At 61.8% G+C, this 17783-nt stretch carries 11 protein-coding genes and 1 pseudogene; 8 read left to right on the plus strand and 4 right to left on the minus strand.

The features are described 5' to 3' along the window. Window positions 1–44: 44 nt before the first annotated feature. Both CJD35_RS20430 and CJD35_RS20435 read right to left on the minus strand, forming a co-directional pair. The gene (locus CJD35_RS20430) at window positions 45–2225 is read right to left on the minus strand and encodes a strawberry notch-like NTP hydrolase domain-containing protein (protein WP_338057792.1); all 2181 of its coding nucleotides are present in this window, start codon (window positions 2223–2225) and stop codon (window positions 45–47) included. Window positions 2226–2858: 633 nt separating this feature from the next. Next, complete coding sequence (locus CJD35_RS20435; protein ID WP_026002420.1) at window positions 2859–3704, minus strand: DUF7146 domain-containing protein; 846 nt, start codon at window positions 3702–3704, stop codon at window positions 2859–2861. A gap of 541 nt (window positions 3705–4245) precedes the next feature. Here CJD35_RS20435 and CJD35_RS20440 point away from each other — a divergent pair. The 4 genes from CJD35_RS20440 (at window position 4246) to CJD35_RS22805 (ending at window position 9287) form a co-directional block, all read left to right on the plus strand. Beyond that, window positions 4246–5442 carry an AAA family ATPase gene (locus tag CJD35_RS20440; RefSeq protein WP_017183333.1) on the plus strand — a complete coding sequence of 399 codons (1197 nt, stop codon included), beginning with the start codon at window positions 4246–4248 and terminating at the stop codon, window positions 5440–5442. Beyond that, entirely contained in the window at window positions 5439–6506 is a 1068-nt protein-coding gene (locus tag CJD35_RS20445; RefSeq protein WP_017183332.1) for a ParB/RepB/Spo0J family partition protein, read from the plus strand. Before CJD35_RS20440 ends, CJD35_RS20445 begins: the two co-directional genes overlap by 4 nt. Before the next feature lie 83 nt (window positions 6507–6589). Continuing rightward, complete coding sequence (locus CJD35_RS20450; RefSeq protein ID WP_017183331.1) at window positions 6590–7708, plus strand: replication initiator protein A; 1119 nt, start codon at window positions 6590–6592, stop codon at window positions 7706–7708. Window positions 7709–8963: 1255 nt separating this feature from the next. Next, window positions 8964–9287: a hypothetical protein gene (locus CJD35_RS22805; RefSeq protein ID WP_017183330.1), complete on the plus strand. Its 324-nt coding sequence runs from the start codon at window positions 8964–8966 to the stop codon at window positions 9285–9287. Between the two features lie 338 nt (window positions 9288–9625). On the opposite strand, the gene CJD35_RS20460 is transcribed toward CJD35_RS22805, so the two are convergent. Continuing rightward, window positions 9626–10834 carry a hypothetical protein gene (locus CJD35_RS20460; protein ID WP_017183329.1) on the minus strand — a complete coding sequence of 403 codons (1209 nt, stop codon included), beginning with the start codon at window positions 10832–10834 and terminating at the stop codon, window positions 9626–9628. 467 nt (window positions 10835–11301) lie between these two features. Here CJD35_RS20460 and CJD35_RS20465 point away from each other — a divergent pair, with 467 nt between their 5' ends. Then, complete coding sequence (locus CJD35_RS20465) at window positions 11302–12219, plus strand: recombinase family protein (protein ID WP_095687534.1); 918 nt, start codon at window positions 11302–11304, stop codon at window positions 12217–12219. Window positions 12220–12495: 276 nt separating this feature from the next. Here the strand turns inward: CJD35_RS20465 and CJD35_RS20470 are convergent, their stop codons facing one another. Next, on the minus strand, window positions 12496–13098 hold the full coding sequence (locus tag CJD35_RS20470; protein ID WP_095687535.1) for a TetR/AcrR family transcriptional regulator: 603 nt from the start codon (window positions 13096–13098) through the stop codon (window positions 12496–12498). Window positions 13099–13364: 266 nt separating this feature from the next. Between CJD35_RS20470 and CJD35_RS23255 the strand changes: the two are divergent. From CJD35_RS23255 to CJD35_RS20480, 3 genes and pseudogenes are all read left to right on the plus strand, one after another. Beyond that, window positions 13365–13841: pseudogene (locus CJD35_RS23255) on the plus strand (TonB-dependent receptor plug domain-containing protein); the annotation flags it as partial. A gap of 285 nt (window positions 13842–14126) precedes the next feature. After that, window positions 14127–14891: an IS6-like element IS6100 family transposase gene (locus tag CJD35_RS23260; RefSeq protein WP_001389365.1), complete on the plus strand. Its 765-nt coding sequence runs from the start codon at window positions 14127–14129 to the stop codon at window positions 14889–14891. A gap of 297 nt (window positions 14892–15188) precedes the next feature. After that, window positions 15189–17591: a TonB-dependent receptor gene (locus tag CJD35_RS20480; RefSeq protein ID WP_095687537.1), complete on the plus strand. Its 2403-nt coding sequence runs from the start codon at window positions 15189–15191 to the stop codon at window positions 17589–17591. The last annotated feature ends 192 nt before the right edge of the window (window positions 17592–17783 follow it).

The following is a 17783-nucleotide window of genomic DNA, read 5'->3' on the forward strand; positions in this document are numbered from 1 at the left end:
ACATCGCCCCGCATTAGGAGAATCCACGTCGCTGCCGCGTTCCTTCACATTATCGCGACCTCGTGATAAGCAATCTTATGCGCAGCTGCGCATAAGATCGCCCAGGCGTCGGCATAGGCATCGTAGATCGCGATCTGCTCGGAACTGAGCTCGTGGCGCAGAATCTCATATTCGACGCCGGCGAAGCTGAGCGCCCTCGCCGTGTAGAGTCCGAGCGCCTTGAGGTCGCGCGCGACCAGCTCCATCGCCGCAATGCCACCCTTGCGGATGCCCGAGATGAACTGCTCGCGATTGCTGAAGGCCGTTTCCGGGCCCCAGAGGCCCAGCCGCACCGCATAGGCGAGATTGTTGACGTCGGACGCCCCCGTCGCCGACGCATAGAGGACGCGCGCGCCGGGAAGATGGTTCTGGAGCAGCACGCCGCAGATTCCCTGCTGCGAGCCTTCCTTCTTGCCCAGCGCGCCCTCGCCACCGGCGACCCCGCCCATCTCATGGGCTTCGTCGAAGCCGATCACGCCCTCGAAGTCCTCTCCCGCCCAGTCGATGATCTGCTGCAGCCGGCTATGATCGCCACGCGCCGAGCGGAGCGTCGGGTAGGTGACGAAGAGCACGCCCTGTTCGAGCGGGATCGCCTGATCGATCTTCCAGTTGGCGAGAGGCTGGATGTCGGCGGCGAGGCCGCCCAGCGCGGTCCAGTCGCGGCGCGCGTCTTCGAGCAGCGCCTCGTTCTTCGAGATCCAGATGTTGCGCCGGCGTCCGGCGAGCCAGCTGTCGAGAATACAGGCCGCGACCTGCCGCCCCTTCCCCGCCCCGGTGCCATCACCCAGGAAATAACCTTTGCGATAGGCGCGGCCGTCCTCGGCATCTTCGAGCCCGACGCCCTCTTTGGCGGGCCTGAACTTGCCCGGCAGGAACTGATCCCAGGCGTGGCCGGCATAGACCACGGTCTCAAGCTGCGAGGCTGAGAGCAGGCGCTCCGATACGGTTCGTTCGGGAAGATTGGGGACATAGGCCGGGATAGGTGCCGCGATCGAGCCCATCGCGACGGATTCGACCAGCGCGGTCGGATGCTCGCCGGCGGCATCGAAAGCGATGCGGCTCGGACGATAGGGAAGATAGACGCCCACCTGTTCGAGCAGCGGCGCAGGCGTGTCGAGCGGCATATAGTCGACCGGCAGCACGTTGTTGCGCACGGGAGCATGATACGGACGGGGCTGAGCGCGGCCGCTTTTCATCGCTCGGAACAGCGAAGGACTGCTCGACCGCTTTGGTGCCGGTGCCGAGGGTGCGCCAAGGGGCCCGCGTTCGTGGATGGTGAGAGCGCTGATGAGCTCGCGGATGGAGCTGCGCTGGATCGTTGCGGGGATGGCTGTGCCGGGCATCTTGTCGATGACAAAGAGCCTGACGGCGATCGACGTGCCATGCTTGAGATAGCATTTCTCGAGACGCACGGATGTCCGGACGCTGACGTCGCGCAATGTCGTCTCGAAGAGATCGCGCATCCGCGCATTGGGCCCGAACCAGTCGGGCATGATCGCGACCAGCCGTCCGCCGATCTGCAGCCGCCGCAGCGCCGCCTGGAGATGGCGCACCGCGGCGTGGGCGTCCGCGCCCAGTCCTACCGAGCGGGAAAAGGGCGGGTTCATCAGGATGAGGTTGGGGCGCGGCGCATCGGCGAGGGTCGAGTTGATCGTGGCGCCGTCATGTCCGGTGACGACCGCGTCGGGAAAGACGTCGGCGAGCCGCGCGCGGCGGGCGGGCGCATATTCGTTGAGCTGGAGCGCGGAGAAGTCGCGGCAGTGTGCTACGAGGAGACCGTTGCCGGCGCTGGGTTCGAGAATGACATCGCCGGTCTGGACATTGGCGAGCAGGACCGCGACCGCGGCGAGATCGACGGGCGTCGAGAATTGCTGCCATTCGATCTGGTCCTCGCTGCGCACGGTCTGGGTGGGCAACCGGTCGAGCAGGTCGCACGCCGCCGCGACATCGCTCAGCGAGCCGAGCGGATAGGGCCTGAATTGGAGGTAATGCGCGAGAACGTGCTCCAGGATTTCGAAGCTGTCGCGCTGGGTCCAGAGGCCATCGGCATCCGTTCCGCCATAGCCCTCGACCATCGCGGCGTTGAGGTCGGCGCGGGTGATCGGCTCGGTCGAACGCAGACGATCGACGAGAATCGTGGCCGCGCGGCGCTCGGCCGCGGTGGTGGTATCGAAGAGATCGGACATGGTGGGGTCTCCGGACTGGCTGCCCCATCGGCAGCATCAATCCTTCGCTCCCCCTTCCCTTTGACTTCTCCGCCGCGGTGCCCGACCGCGCCGGCTGCACCCATAGGGTGGCAGACGCCCTGCCGAACAGCGCGCCGCGTCAAGGTTATTGATGTTTCAAACATCAAAACTCGCATCTTAACGATGCAGGCAAGCGTTTCGTATAAGGATAGGGCCAAACGATGGATCATGCCGATCGGACGGCAGTCCTGTGGGAGTTCGCCTTGCCTGGCCGGTTCGCGTCACCGTTCGATCCCCAATCTCTCGATAAAGAGGAGCGGAGCAGCGATGACACCGACACGCGCGCTCCGCGTGCTGGTGTCGGGATCCTACGCCGGCTGCGCTGGCCACGTCGATCGGGCGGGCGCCGCGCGGCCTGATGAGCACACCATCACACGCCTGCATTCCCACGCGTTCCGCAAGAAGGTAATCATGGTCATTTTCGCGATCATCGTCGTCTCGATCCTGCTGCTGATCCTGTGTTTCGCGGTCACTGTCGCTGGGGACGCGCGCATGACCGGCAAAACGCGCGCCGGAAAAACGATGACAGATAGCGGCAGCCTGCTTGCCAACCGGGCATTCGTTCAGAGCGCGTTAGAGGGATGTGCTCAGCTCGAGTACGCGTGCCCAATCCTTGATGCGGGGCGGCGGCGGCATCCGCTCGATCACGAGACCGGCCCTTGCATAGGCGTCTTCGGCAAGATCGGCGGCTCGGCGACCCTCAGCATCATTGTCCTGCGCAAGAACGAGCGTGGTGACGTGCTCCGGTAGCAGGATCTGGTTGAGGCGCCGCGCGCCAAGGCTCGCCCAGCAGGGAATCGCATTGAGCAGCGTGAATGCGCGTGCGGTCTCGAACCCTTCGGCGAGCGCAAGCCTGCCCTCCTGGGTCCCGCCGCATTGCCATGCCCCCCGCAGCGGCCTGCCGAGCATCAACTTCATGCGGTAGCGCGCCGTTTCCGGAACGAGGAAGATCCGCTGCACCGCCGTAAGCGTCCGACCTTCCCGCACGGCCACGAGTAGGGCTGGATGATAGGTGGTCCAGGGACGCGGTCGATAAGGGCAGCGCGGATGGAAACGCAGGTCGCCAGGGATCGGCAGCAAGATACGGCCGCTCAGATAGCGCTCGGCCAGGGTTCCTTCGACCGGCAAGGCTTCGTCCCAGAGACGTAGCGCATTGCCCGCGACCGTGGTCGGCGTGTCGGTGTAGGCGAAACGGCGGCTGATCGGTATCCGGCGCAGCTCGCGAAGCACGTCCTCCCGGCTGCAGCCAGCAAAGCAGGTCACCAGGATTCCCCGATCCCCCTGCCTGATCGACAGGCTTGGTTCCCGGTCGGCATGGGCGGGGCAAAGGCACATGGCAGTACGACCGTGCCAGCTGCCTCCGAGGCTGCCGACGAGATCGATGAGGTCTTGGGTTGGTCGTATCGCGGTGAGAGCCATTGATCAGCTCCTTTCACCAGCGGGTCTCCCCCTCCCCTTTTTCAGAGCGCCAAAGATCGCACATGGGCAGCATTGAGGATGGTGGAATGTCGGAACGCCAGGCTCTTGGGCGAAAAAGGCGCTCAACCATCGAACCACGCTCCTCAATTCATGTCGTGCGTGCAAGGATCAGGCGTTTCCCCACGGTGAGTCGCAAGACATCGATTTGCGCGTCTTGGGCCTGCGCGATTCGGACGAGGTTCGTGATTGGGATCGCTGGTGGCTGCGGTCTTCTTTGGATAGGGGCTCGCGGAAATCTATACGCCGCGCCGCATGGCATTTGTGAGTATTGCCTGCCGTGTGTAGATTTTTGGGGTTATTTCGGCTGCTGGACGCGTCCTGAAAGACTCAGCCGTTCTCGGGTCTGTACCGGCTCGTTGACCCGCAATGGCACCAATTTGACTAACCACCCTCAATTTGGCATAGTTGTCCCGAATTATGGTCATTTCAGGGTCCGTTTTCACGAACCCCTGCCAAATATTGCTGAGAAGGGGACATCACGATGCTTTCGGGTCAGATTCTCGACGCGATGATCACCTCGTGCGAGAATGCCAAAAGCGTGCTTCGCCAGGCGGCGATCGACCCCTCCGACCGGAAGACCTTGAACATCTCCATGGGCGCTACGGTCGCCGCGGAATTTCTCGGCCGCACGCCTGAGGCGTTGTCCAAAGCGGAAGCGCGCGGGCGGCTTCCCGCGCCCAAGACGGCGGCCAATGGACGCCGTTTCTATACCGTTGAGGACCTGATCGCGATTCGCGAGGCCCTGGGTATCAAAATGGGCAAATTGCCCGAGGAACGGGCGGTCGTGCTCGCCACGCAGAACTTCAAGGGCGGGGTCAGCAAGACCACGACCGCCAAGCATCTTGCGGATTATCTCGGTCTGCGCGGATACCGCGTCCTAGTGGTCGACTGCGATCCGCAGGCCTCCATGAGCGTGATGTTCGACGTCAATCTCGAAGCGCTGGTCGACGAAACGCACACGCTATCAAACTTCCTGTCGCCGCGCATCGACGAGGCCGATTCGCTCCGCAAGACGATCCAGAGGACCTGCTGGCCGAATATCGACATCTGCCCGGCGAACCTCGGATTGCAGGATACCGAGTGGGAGTTGACGGCGACGATCGAGGAGGGTCCGACGGCCATCGCCGGGGCTTTCCGGATGCTGCGGATCGGGCTGGAAGAGGTTCGCTACGACTATGACGTCGTCATTCTCGATCCGCCCCCGGCAATGGGGTTCCTCGGCGTCAACACGCTGACCGCGGCTGATGGCTTGTTGATTCCCGTTCCCGCGAGGCAGCTCGACTATCTGTCGACCATTCATTTCATGCAGACCTGCCGTGAGGCCATGGAACTGGTGTCGAAGTTCGATTCTTCGATCGACTACGGGTTCATCCGGATCGTCTGCACCATGTTCCAGCCCAGTCGCACCAATGAAGCGCAGATGTTGCAGGTCATGGAAAAGACCTATGCCGGGCAGATGCTCTCGACACCGATCCTCCTCTCCGAAGAGGTCAAGAACGCCGGGCTCTCAATGTCGTCGATCTACGAGATAAACAAGCCCTATGGCTCGCACCAGACCTACACGCGTTGTCGGGACAACCTGAACATGGTGTTCCGGGAGATTGAGAAGGATATCTGCAAGCAGTGGCCGTCCCGGATGGCGCAGCTTGGCACCGATCGGCTGACGGAGGCGGCATGAGCAGCGCGGGCGGCAAGCGACGGAGTCTCCTGACAAACGCCATCGAGAGCATCGGCACGACGCCGGTGCCAACCCCGATTGCGAAAGACGATGGCCAGGACCTCGCGGTCCAGGAATTGCCGGGCGAGGAGCCCGCTGCCCCGTCCTTCTTGGAGCGGCGCGGCATCGCGTTCGATGAGATCGCCCGCACCGTCAAACGGCCCACGATTCGCCTGAAGCCCTCGGAATGCTCGATCTGGCGCGGCAACGCGCGCGATTACGCGGCGCTCAGCTACGATCGTTGTTCCTCGTTGATCGAATCCATTCGGGAAGAAGGCACGAACCGCGAGCCGGTGGTCGTTCGCCGGACTCCCAATAGCGATCGGCCCTACGAGCTCATCGTCGGAACGAGGCGCCATTTCTGCGTGTCCTGGCTCCACGCCAACAACCACTCGGAAATCGAGTTGGTGGCGCGGATCGAAACGCTCGACGACGAAGGTGCCTTCCGGCTAGCGGACCTTGAAAACCGCGAACGGGAGGATGTCACCGATCTCGAACGCGCGCGCAACTACCGTCATGCCGTCGATGCCTATTATGGCGGTGTCCGGACGCAGATGGCTGACCGGCTCGCGATCCCCAAGCAGAACCTTCACAACCTCCTGCAGCTCTCGGAGCTCCCGGACGAAGTCGTTTCCGCCTTTGCTGATCCAGGCGATATCAAGGTTCGTCACGGCATGCGCCTGGCGCCTCTGCTGAAGGACGAGCGGCATCGCGATGGCATCGTTGCAGCGGCGATCGAGATCGCGGCTGAGCAGGCCGCCTTGCGTAATGCCGGTGCCGACCGGATCGAAGGCAGCAAAGTGTGCGAACGCCTTGCCGGCGCAGCGCAGCCGACCAAGGCGCAACCGGCTCGCAGGGCAAAGGCGGCTCTGACGATGGCCGGCGGTGCGCAGATCGGGCAGATCCTCGTCGACACCAGGGCCAAGGGGATTACGGTCAATATCAATCCGCGCGGCGCGGCCTCGATCGATGAGATCCTCGAGACCCTGCGGCCGGTTTTGGAAGCTGCGAAATTCACTCGGTGACGACGGACGGATTTAGGGATTATATTTGTAAAACAATCAGTTAGATGAGAGTAAAACGTGTTTTACTCCGCCCAGGACATGCGATGCCAAAGAACGCCCGCGAAGACGGTCAGGTCGACCTCTTTCTTCCTCAGCTCACGACGCTGCCCCTCCGGGACCAGCGCGAGACGATGGAGCGGCCGTTCTTCTCTCTGTCCAAGCGCAAGCGCCTGAAGCCGATCGATTATGTAAGCCCCGACCGGAAGATCACCGTGCATGTCACGGCGAACTCGGAGTATGGGCTGGCGACGATCTACGATCTCGACATTCTCATCTACTGCGCGTCGGTGCTCATCGAACACAAGCGCCGCGGAACGAACGACATTCCCCAGACCCTGCATGTCGTGCCCTATGACATGCTCCGGACGCTTAAGCGCGAAGTTGGCGGGCGCGCCTATGATCTCCTCGGCAATGCGCTCGACAGGCTGCAGTCGACGACCGTCAAGACGAACATCCGCTCGGGAGACTCGGTCGAAACGACATTCTCCTGGATCGATAGCTATAGCCAGCTGAAGGATCGCACGGGCAATATCCGCGGCATGCGGATCACCCTCGCCAAATGGTTCTATGACGGCGTGCTCATGGAGGGCGGCGTCCTCGCGATCGATCCTGCGTATTTCTCGCTAACGGGCGGACGCGAGCGGTGGCTCTATCGGGTTGCCAGGAAGCATGCCGGCGGCGCTGGTTCCGATGGATTTGCCATTTCCATGCCCACCTTGTTCGAGAAATCCGGCGCTGAAGGCGACTACCGTCGGTTCAAGTTCGAGATGACCAAGATCGTGAAAGAGGATTCCCTACCCGGTTATTCGCTCGAGCTGGAATCGCGGGATGACGCTGAACCCTTCCTGCGCATGGTCCGCCGAGACCTGTCCCAGGAGGCAGTAGGAACCCCCTCCCCTGCCCCGGTCCCCGCGCCAGCTTCCAAAACCGTGTTGAGCAAAGCTTCGGCCGACGAACGGGAGATCGTCTTCCCTGACGGTCATATTGCGCACACACCGTTCGGCGCGATCGCTCGCGCCAACCTACCGAGCCCGCAGCGAGACTACGGCCTGGTGGCCAGCGACTTTCGTGCGTTCCTGCGTCAACGCGAGATCGCCTACAACGCCAAGAACATCACCCAGATATTCGCGACGTTCTGCTCCAAGCAGCGCCCTGCCCTCTAGGTCAACAGCCGCAGACCGTGGAACTGCCCGACCGACCGTTCCTGTAGTACCGCGTCAAACCCGCCGGCATCGCGGCTGACCAATCACCCTGCCCGGCGGCCCACCCTCACCTGCGGATTCTCCGCCCGATCCGTACGCCGTGATCGCAATAGGGTCCTCGCAATGGCGACGGTCAGTGAGACGTCCAGCGCCCGGCACTCAGAAATCTGAAAGCAGAACAGCACAACAGAGCGCGACCGCAAGATATCGGTATATTGGGAACGCGCGCCAGACGCCTGCAAGACGCGCCGAGGCCGGATCAGGCTGCACGACGTCAATGTTCAGGCTCGCCCGACGGTCACGGGAGCCACGCCGAGCGGGCGGGTAGGGGGCCTCTCCATGTTGACCAACAGATGCGCAAGGCCCTGAGCGCAAGGCCGTTCCTGAAATACCGTGAGAATGCCCCACACTGGCGGAGCCGGCGCCCAACTCCGTTGCGGGGCCACTGGAATAGCCGTTCCCCAAGTACCGTGTACGGCCCGATGAATTCGGTCCAAAGGCCAGGAGGGCGCCCGAACGGCCGGACGAAGTCGCTGCCGGCACGCACCTATGAGCCAGTCTCGCGCCATCGATTTAACCAAACGGCGATGTCCTACAGCGGCGAAGCACCCCAGAGGGCACCTCGGCGTTCCTGAAATACCGTGGCGAGTCGCTATTGCGAATCTGGGGTCGCCGAATCGATCCGTAAGCCGCTAACCCGCGGACGCAACCGCCCGCCAAATGAGGCAATCTGAAATAGCCTGAACGCTGGAAAAGACCCTGTTTTCCGGTATATAGGTCCCGGTAAAACGCATTTTACTCACAGGACAGCACGAGCCGAGGCACGGTATTTCAGGAACGCAGCACGGTACTTTGGGAACCGAATCACGGTTCAATGGGAACGGATAGCTAGGTACTTCGGGAACGGCCGAACGGTATTTTAGGAACGGGGCAATGCGCGCGACTCGTGATGAATCCGTGAGTCGCAGGCAAGCCGTCCACAGGCTAACTTTTGAACCTTAGAGTCTAAACGAAGTAACGCCGCCTGCGGCGCTTCCTCTCTTTGAAAGAGATTCAAGAGGGAAGGGGAAACGAACTCGGAAGGCTGCAACACAAGCGAGAGCATCATAGCAAGGCCGGTGGTGACGAATTCCAACGATGGTAGCGCCAGCCTGAAGAGTGTTTCGATTCGTGGCTTGACCGGATCGCGCGGCGCCACGACACCTCGCGCAGAACCTTGTTCCGCTATTTCGATTTCGATACCGATCCGGAAGATTATGATCCGGCGCGCGGCAAGCTCGACCTGCCGACGTGGCATCATGCGGCCATCGACGAACTCGTTACCGGGCTGGGATGGGCAGTGAATATCGGCAGCGCTGCGGTGATGGACGGTTTTTCCGCGTGGCCCGCGCATTGGTTGTTGCCACCCGCCCTGCGCCACTATGGGTGCGCATGCTGCTGGTCCGGCATGCTAGCCGAAGGGCGGTCGCTTCATATCGCAAGGAATGAATATCGAGCGCCAACTTGTGGTGTCACGAGCATCAATTGCCCTTGTCGGTGATGCCGGCATCCGATGGGTCTCGCCGCGATGACAGGCTTGCGACGTCGCTGGCACGCCTCGATAAGGCCGCGCGCGACTTGGCGCGTGCGGTGCGCCCGACGGGGCGGTCCGATCGGTCGCCATGCGGCGCGCGATTACGGACATGGCTTGTTCGGCTTCATAGGCAGCTCATTGGTGCAAAATTGGGTGGATGACGGTCGGCGTGGCGCGCTCGGCATGTAAATTTGCCCTGAGAAGCCCGTACAGCGCGATTTGAGGCCCTTGCTATAGTCGTGCCTGGCTCAGTGTCGTTTTGGCGCTGTAAGGGGCATTTGCGGGGACGCGATTTTCGCCGGATTTCAGCTTTCGCCGTCCGATCGATCGTCTCGATCGTCGTAGCGCGCCAGCAGGGCGTCGATCTGCGCGAGCGCGGCATCATAGTCCTCGAGCGCCTCACTCGAAAAGTGGCCCGGTTCATCGGTCAGCGCGGATGGCGCAAGGGGCGCCCGAGTGTGCGTAACCGAATAGAGCTTGACCCCCGACAGGGTTTCGATGGTCAGGTCGCCTGCCTGCGACAGGGCGGCAAGCATGGTCCGCACCCCGAGGCGGGTGGCGCCCAGCACGGCTTCGATCTGGGACGAACGCAGCGGGCCAAAGCCGGAGAGGAGGCCGTAGAGTTGCGGGGCACGTGAACTCGCGCGCTTCCCGCTATAACGATCGGCGAGGTCTCTGCATATGTCGCGGGCCTCAACCAGAAGGCTGTTGAGGTGATTCAGGGCATCGCGCAGCGCTTCGGACTGAACGATGGCGGCATGTGCCGGTTTTTCGTCGACGTCGGCCGCGCGCACCGTATCGAGCCGGATCAGGCCGTTCAGCGGCAGTACCGCACTCAATGCGCCGGTGGCTCGCAGATGGGCGGCAAAGGCGTATTCGACCGCCCAGCGCGGCGAGGGCGGCCGCGCCCGCTCAATCGCCACTTGTCGCCCACCGAGCGTGATCGGCTCGATTGCACGCTCGGCGGGGGCAAAGCGCGGACTTTGGCCGATGGCGCGGTGGAGGGCGGCCAGGGCCGCAAAGGGGAGGGGGGCCGGCTCCAGATCTGCCACCAGCGCCGCGGCCTCGTCGATGGCGGCCAGCGCGGCTTCGACGGCCGGATGGTTGTCGAGGTCCCGCAGGGCCAGACAGGCTTTTTCAAATCCACGTGCCGCGTCCGCCAGCGGCGCCCAGCTGCTGCGGGTCATCTCGGCGAGCAGGGTGGTCACCAGAGCGCGGGGGGCGAGGGCGAACTGGAGCGGTTCGTCGGAAAGTGGTACAAGCCCCGCGAACCAGGCATGGAAGCGAGCGTCGGTGAACGCATGCCCTTCCTGCCGCAGCGCCGAGATCAGCGTCTCGCGAATGAGACGCGCAGCGAGGATGGGATATATGTCGGGCGGACACCACGTGAGGGCGGCATCAAGCTGACCGAGGGCGCGGGCCGCGTGCACCTGGGTTGCGCACAGCGCCTCGATATCCGCGGGGGAGGGCGGTTCATCGGGTCCGTAACACGGAAAGGCCAGCGGTGAGGTCATAAAACCCCGTCAAATCAATGCGCTCTCAGATATGTATAGCAAGCAAGCAATAACTATACAACCAGTCGGATGCTTTCGGATATTAACCCTTGATAATTGCAGTTATCACATAAGCAAATTTGACCGTTCGTTATAAGGTGTGTCGTTTTCAGGATACGACTGGACGCTCCGGCGCCGCCCAATTTCTGGATCCTGCGTTGAAAGAATACGGCTGGATTCAGGGAAGAATACCGCCGGACGCCTGGATGCTGCGTGGCTGATCTCCAGCGTTTTTCGGCGACACTTTCTTAGCGCATTCACAGGCTAGGACAGGCGGGGCAGGGGGCTTCTCTCAACGTCCGCACACTCGGTTCAAACGGGATGGGTGCCAGGCATCTGATCCGCCTCGGACGATGGTCAACCGGGGCTCAAGCGATTACCATACGGGGACAACCGGTCGGTTGTTCCCATTAGATGGATTGTGACAAATGCCCCTTATTGGTTACGCCCGCGTATCTACCGACGAACAGGATACCTTCGCGCAACTCACTGAGCTCCGGCGCGCCGGCTGCATGACCATATTCGAGGACCGGGCCAGCGGCGCTAGCCGGAGCCGACCAAAACTAGCCAACGCGCTCGCAGCGGTAGGGCAGGGGGACACCCTTGTGGTTGTGCGGATTGATCGCCTCGCACGATCGTTGTCGCATTTGCTGGAAATGGTCGAAGCGCTTCGTGAGAAGGGCGCGTATTTTCGCTCGATCAACGATCCGATCGACACCAGCAGCCCGCAAGGCATGCTGATGACACAGATGCTTGGCGCCTTTGCAGAGTTCGAACGGGCGCTTATTCGCGAGCGTACGCGCGCCGGCCTCAAGGCGGCTGTCGCGCGCGGCGCTAAGCCGGGAAATCCGAAAATGCGCGCACGGGATCCGTCAGCAATCGATAACTTGCGTCACAGCCTGAGGGAAAAGCATCTCCACGAACTGATTGATGGCCGGCGGGGTTGGCTGCCGCTCGTTGAGCGCTTGCGGCCGCAGTTGCCTTGGGCGTTGGTGTTGCGGCACATTCGGACGCTCAAGCCCCCGGTGCGCTCGTTTTCTGAACGCACGCTGGTGAAGGCGTGCCGAACGCTTGTTGATGCAGGGTACGCAGATCCTGTGATCCTTGAAACGGCGCCGCGCCTTTCGCGTGATAGCCGCGTTGCTCTACTTGTCGCCGACAAGCTCAGAACTGAGCCAAACGCCACGCTGCGCGGCATTGCGGCTTGGTTGAGTAAGGATTTGCGAGAGCCAACCCCGCGAGGGGGGATGCAATGGTCACCTGAGGGCGTGAGACGCATCATCGCCCAGGCCCAAGGTCTAGGCGTTCTTCCTAATAGGTCGCCGGCCCAGGAGATTGGCGAATGAGCGTAGAGGAGGAGCACGAAATAAGAATTCCGTTAGCGGTGCGCTGCCCGCCTCGGGCGAATCAAGCAGACCGATTCTAACGTGATCTGGGACAAAACCGACGTTCGCGAGCTGGGCCGGGAATGACGGGTCCCGATCCAACATCCGCCATTCCCGAAGCCCCAACGATCGTTTCAGGAACGGCCGGCGCTGGCCGATAGATAAATAGCCCGTCTCGGAGACGAATTTGCCTCGGCAATTTGTCGAATCAGGGCGGTATAACCGTTCAAATAGCCCCTAAATGGTCAGCGGTGGCAAGGGGGCCAATATCGCCTGGGTGCCCATCAGGATTGCGTCTTCGATCTGCAGATCGAAGGGTGGGCCGACGAGCTTTTGCTCGCTCGCCCGTATGAGGTTGTGGAGAAATATGACTACTGCGGTCATGGTTCGGTGCGAGACAATAGCGCGGTCCATGTAGTGTAGGCGGGCATCGATTAGCGACAGCGTCTGCACAAGGCAGGGCACCAGATTGGGCTGCGCGTCGAACGGGTGCGTCGAAGCCGATGGTCCGCGATACCGCAGCATGAAATCCAGCAGGAACTCACCGAAGGGGAAACGCCCGGCGTCATCGCGTAGGGCGATGTGAGGCATGCACAGGATACGCAGAAGAGTCTCGAGACTGCCGAGTTGGCCGTTACTCTCTGCGGTCGTCAGCATGGCGGCGCGAGCCGGTTCCATTTCGATGACCCGGTTCAGCATGATCTCGCGGACCAGGTTGTCCTTGTCGGCAAAGTGGTACTGGATGACGCTAGCGTTGCTTTGCCCGGCGGCGGTTGCGATCTGGCGGAGGGAGGGGCCGTTCATGCCCTCTGCGCCGAACAAACGCTCGGCGACGCGCATTATGCGCAGCCGGGTTCGGTCCGAGCGGGACGGGGGGGGTCTGTGGCAAGCTCGTTTATGTCCATTTTTCAGATCTAACCGCTTGTCCCGATCTGGCCAAGCTGGCCGAGAAATTTATCTTTCGAATTATATTTTCGCGAAGTGGCGCTGAAACCCGCACCATCTGATCAAATAGATAGGTGTTTTAATGCGCGTTATAAATTTAACTGTTGTCAGAACCACCCGCTCCCGCAAACCAGACGGGAGGATGGCGAAGGGAGAGATCGATGACCAAGCGCTTGAAGGGCGCGGCGAGCATTCTTGCCGTTGCTGCCGGTCTTGTTGCCGTGACGGCACATGCACAAAGTTCCTATGGCGGCGATGCTACGGCGGCTGATGGCCAGCTCAGCGAGATCGTGGTGACCGCGCAGAAGCGCTCGGAGAACCTTCAGGACGTGCCGCTTTCGGTCTCGGCGTTTTCGGCCGCCGATCTGGCCAAGCAGAACCAGCGCGACATTCAGGATCTGGCCGGGCGGGTTCCGTCGCTGACGATCTCGCCTTCGCCTTCGGGGCCGGGCGCGGCCAACATCAGCCTGCGCGGCATCTCCTTCCAGGACATCGAAAAGAGCTTCGAGCCGGGCGTCGGCGTGGTGATGGACGGGGTGTACTTGTCCACTTCGACCGGCCAGCTATTGCAGTCGTTCGATTTTCAGCAGATTGAAGTGCTGCGCGGGCCGCAGGGCACGCTGTTCGGCAAGAACACGACCGGCGGCGCACTCAACGTCACGCGCACCCGGCCAGAGCCGTCCGAGCCGCTTTCCGGCCGTGCGCGGGTGGTCGTCGGCAGCTATGGCCGACATGACTTCGAAGGCTCGGTATCGATCCCGGTGGTGACTGATCTGCTGGCGGTGAAGGTGGCGGGCTTCTCGCTCAACGATCATGGCACCTTCTACAACCGGACGCTGGACCGCCGCGTAAGCCGCAAAAACGGCTCTGTTGCAAAAATCGTGAAGCTTGAGCATGCTTGGCGGAGATTGGACGACGGAACGATGACGGATTTCAAGTGGCGCCATTTCCAGGGTGATGTGATCCTGTGGGCGGTGCGCTGGTATTGTCGCTATCCGATCAGCTATCGCGACCTTGAGGAAATGCTGGCGGAACGCGGCATTTCGGTCGACCATACGACGATCTATCGCTGGGTCCAGTGCTACGCCCCGGAGATGGAGAAGCGGCTGCGCTGGTTCTGGCGGCGTGGCTTTGATCCGAGCTGGCGCCTGGATGAAACCTACGTCAAGGTGCGGGGCAAGTGGACCTACCTGTACCGGGCAGTCGACAAGCGGGGCGACACGATCGATTTCTACCTGTCGCCGACCCGCAGCGCCAAGGCAGCGAAGCGGTTCCTGGGCAAGGCCCTGCGAGGCCTGAAGCACTGGGAAAAGCCTGCCACGCTCAATACCGACAAAGCGCCGAGCTATGGTGCAGCGATCACCGAATTGAAGCGCGAAGGAAAGCTGGACCGGGAGACGGCCCACCGGCAGGTGAAGTATCTCAATAACGTGATCGAGGCCGATCACGGAAAGCTCAAGATACTGATCAAGCCGGTGCGCGGTTTCAAATCGATCCCCACGGCCTATGCCACGATCAAGGGATTCGAAGTCATGCGAGCCCTGCGCAAAGGACAGGCTCGCCCCTGGTGCCTGCAGCCCGGCATCAGGGGCGAGGTGCGCCTTGTGGAGAGAGCTTTTGGCATTGGGCCCTCGGCGCTGACGGAGGCCATGGGCATGCTCAACCACCATTTCGCAGCAGCCGCCTGATCGGCGCAGAGCGACAGCCTACCTCTGACTGCCGCCAATCTTTGCAACAGAGCCCTCTGCCTTGATCCAAACCCTCTTGACACCATCAGCTGTATTAGACCAAATCGGTCAGCAAGACTGAAGAGGTACTTTGCTGACAGCATCGCCGATGTCGCTAGGTAGTGATTTGCGCTCAAGACTGATTGTCCCTTGAGCAAGCACGGAACCAGACGAAGTTTGCGATAGTTGTGAGATGGTACCACTCGGCAATCGAAGCGACTGCAACAAGTAGTCGACTAATAACTTGGCAGGAGAGGTATGATGCTGACGAAGCACAATTCGATGATGTTCACGGTGTCCGCGATCTCGCTGGCGCTGTCTGTGCCCGTGGCCGCGCAAGAGGTGTCGGGCGACGCTCAAGTGGCCACGCCGGTCGACAACGCGGTGAATCCCGTGCCTGAGGCGCAGGCGTCATCGCGCCAGGCCACCGTCGCAGACGGAGAGATCATCGTTACGGCGCAGAAGCGCGACCAGCGTCTGCTCGACGTGCCGTTGTCGATCACCGCAGCTTCGGGTCAGCAACTCGCGAGTGCAGGTATCACCAGTACTGCCGATCTGGGTAAGATTGCCCCCGGCTTTACTTTCCAGGAAAGCCAATACGGTACGCCCGTCTTTGGTATTCGCGGCATCAGCTTCTTCGACTTCTCGAGCGCTGCGAGCCCCGCCGTCAGCGTCTACGTCGACCAGATCCCGCTCCCGCTTTCCATTCTCACCAACGGCGCTTTGCTTGACGTGGAGCGGGTCGAGGTGCTCAAGGGCCCGCAGGGTACGCTGTTTGGCCAGAACTCGACCGGCGGTGCGGTCAACTACATCGCTGCCAAGCCGACTGATGAATTTTCGGCTGGCCTTAACGCCACTTACGGCCGTTTCAATGAGAAGAAACTTTCGGGTTTCGCCAGCTTCCCGATCACCAGCACGCTGGGCATCCGAATCGCGGCGCAAGCCGAGGATCGCGGGGATTATCAGTACAGCATCACCCGCGACGACACCGCTGGGCAGCGCAGCTACTTTGCCGGCCGCGTTATCCTGGACTGGAAGCCCACCGACACCGTACGCTTCGAGCTGAATGCTAACGGCTGGCTCGACAACTCGGATTCTCCCATCCAGCAGTTCAAGGGGTTTGCACCGCAGTTCCCCGGCGCCAACCCGCCGCTTGAGGCAGCGCTTTCCGCGTCGCCGATCGCGCCGAACAACAACCGCGCCGGCGACTGGGATCCAGGTTTCAGCCTGAAGCGTGACAATCGCTTCCAGCAGATCTCGCTGCGCGGCGACATTGACCTGAGTTCGGACGTCACCCTGACCTCGCTGTCTTCGTACATTGACTTTAAGGGCTTGATCCCGACTGACAACGACGGTTCGGCCGTGCGCAACATCGCGACGCGCAGCATGCAGAACTTCAAGATCTTCAACCAGGAACTGCGCGTCGCTGCCACGATCGACAAGCTGCGCCTGATGGTCGGTGGAAACTACCAGCGCGCTAATCTTAACGAGACGCTGTTCCAGTTCGGCAGTGCCACCAACACCGTTCTGGCTCCGATCCCGGGCGGTTCGTTCTTCGGCCTGCGCCAGCAGAACGACCAGTTGATCAAGACCAAGGCCGCCTTTGGCAGCGCGGAGTACGAGATCACGCCCGAACTGACCATCCAGGGCTCGGTCCGCTACACGGACCAGAAGAACGACTTCGTGGGCTGTACCGCGGACCAGGGCACCGGAGACGCGGCGAGCGCGTTCGGCATCCTCTCGACCGCGCTGCGTAGCCAGCTGCCCGGCTTCAATGGCGTGCCGACCACGATCGCGCCGGGCGCGTGCGTCACTCTCGGTGACGACTTTCGACCGGTCGATATCGTCAATTCCGACCTGGACGAGACCAACACGTCCTGGCGCGGCGGCATCAGCTACAAGCCGAGCTCGACCAGTCTGATCTACGCCAACGTTACCAAGGGCTTCAAGGGCGGCTCGTTCACGCCGGCGCCGTTCATCCGCACTTCGCAGATCACCCGCGTGCAGCAGGAATCGGTGCTGGCGTACGAGGCCGGTTTCAAGACCAACCTGAGCCGCCTTGCCCAGATCACCGGTGCGGCATTCTACTACGACTATCGCAACAAGCAGATCACCGGCTTCGTCGACACGTTCCCCTTCGGCAACCTGCCCGCTTCGGTGAACGTGCCCAAGTCGAGCATCAAGGGCGCTGAACTGTCGATCGAGACGCGTCCGCTCGAAGGGCTGCGCGTCACGGCTTCGGGCACTTACGTCGATGCCAAGGTCGATCGCTCGTTCGTCACCGCGACGCCTCTGTCGCGTCCCGTCGACATCAAGGGTGAGCAGCTTCCGAACGCACCCAAGTGGCAGCTGAACGGCGATATCGAGTATCGCCGCGAAGTCAGCGTCGGCACCGAAGTGTTCGTCGGGGGCTCGGTCAGCTACCGTTCGGACAGCTACGCGCTGTTCGGTCGTGAGCCGCAGTTCGAGATCCCCGGCTATGCGCTTGTCGATCTGCGTGGCGGTATCGAGCTGCAGGACGGCCGCTGGCGTGCGGAGGTCTTCGGCCGCAACATCACGAACAAGTACTACCTGAACAACGTCTCGCGATCGATCGACTCCATCACGGCGATCGCAGGCATGCCGAGCACTTACGGCGTGACGCTCGGCTTCCGCTACTGATCGACCACGAGCGGGCGGAGCGATTACTTTCGAAAATTCGCGGACTCCGCATTGGAGACGCACACGGCTTCCACCCCACTGGCCTGCCGATTGCCTAGCAGTCGGCAGGCATTCTTTTTGAGATTTGACGCACGTTCCTGAGCAGAACGGAGTCTGGCTATCAGCGCGGTAGGCATGGCCTGCCAATCAGGG

Origin of the sequence: Sphingobium xenophagum, from assembly GCF_002288285.1 — a bacterium.
Taxonomy (GTDB): domain Bacteria; phylum Pseudomonadota; class Alphaproteobacteria; order Sphingomonadales; family Sphingomonadaceae; genus Sphingobium; species Sphingobium xenophagum.

Excerpts from the sequence above, each read along its gene's own strand:
- CJD35_RS20430 (WP_338057792.1), bottom strand. The coding sequence starts at position 2,225 with ATGTCCGATCTCTTCGATACCACCACCGCGGCCGAGCGCCGCGCGGCC.
- CJD35_RS20435 (WP_026002420.1), bottom strand. The coding sequence starts at position 3,704 with ATGGCTCTCACCGCGATACGACCAACCCAAGACCTCATCGATCTCGTC.
- CJD35_RS20440 (WP_017183333.1), top strand. The coding sequence starts at position 4,246 with ATGCTTTCGGGTCAGATTCTCGACGCGATGATCACCTCGTGCGAGAAT.
- CJD35_RS20445 (WP_017183332.1), top strand. The coding sequence starts at position 5,439 with ATGAGCAGCGCGGGCGGCAAGCGACGGAGTCTCCTGACAAACGCCATC.
- CJD35_RS20450 (WP_017183331.1), top strand. The coding sequence starts at position 6,590 with ATGCCAAAGAACGCCCGCGAAGACGGTCAGGTCGACCTCTTTCTTCCT.
- CJD35_RS20460 (WP_017183329.1), bottom strand. The coding sequence starts at position 10,834 with ATGACCTCACCGCTGGCCTTTCCGTGTTACGGACCCGATGAACCGCCC.
- CJD35_RS20465 (WP_095687534.1), top strand. The coding sequence starts at position 11,302 with ATGCCCCTTATTGGTTACGCCCGCGTATCTACCGACGAACAGGATACC.
- CJD35_RS20470 (WP_095687535.1), bottom strand. The coding sequence starts at position 13,098 with ATGCGCGTCGCCGAGCGTTTGTTCGGCGCAGAGGGCATGAACGGCCCC.
- CJD35_RS23260 (WP_001389365.1), top strand. The coding sequence starts at position 14,127 with ATGACGGATTTCAAGTGGCGCCATTTCCAGGGTGATGTGATCCTGTGG.
- CJD35_RS20480 (WP_095687537.1), top strand. The coding sequence starts at position 15,189 with ATGATGCTGACGAAGCACAATTCGATGATGTTCACGGTGTCCGCGATC.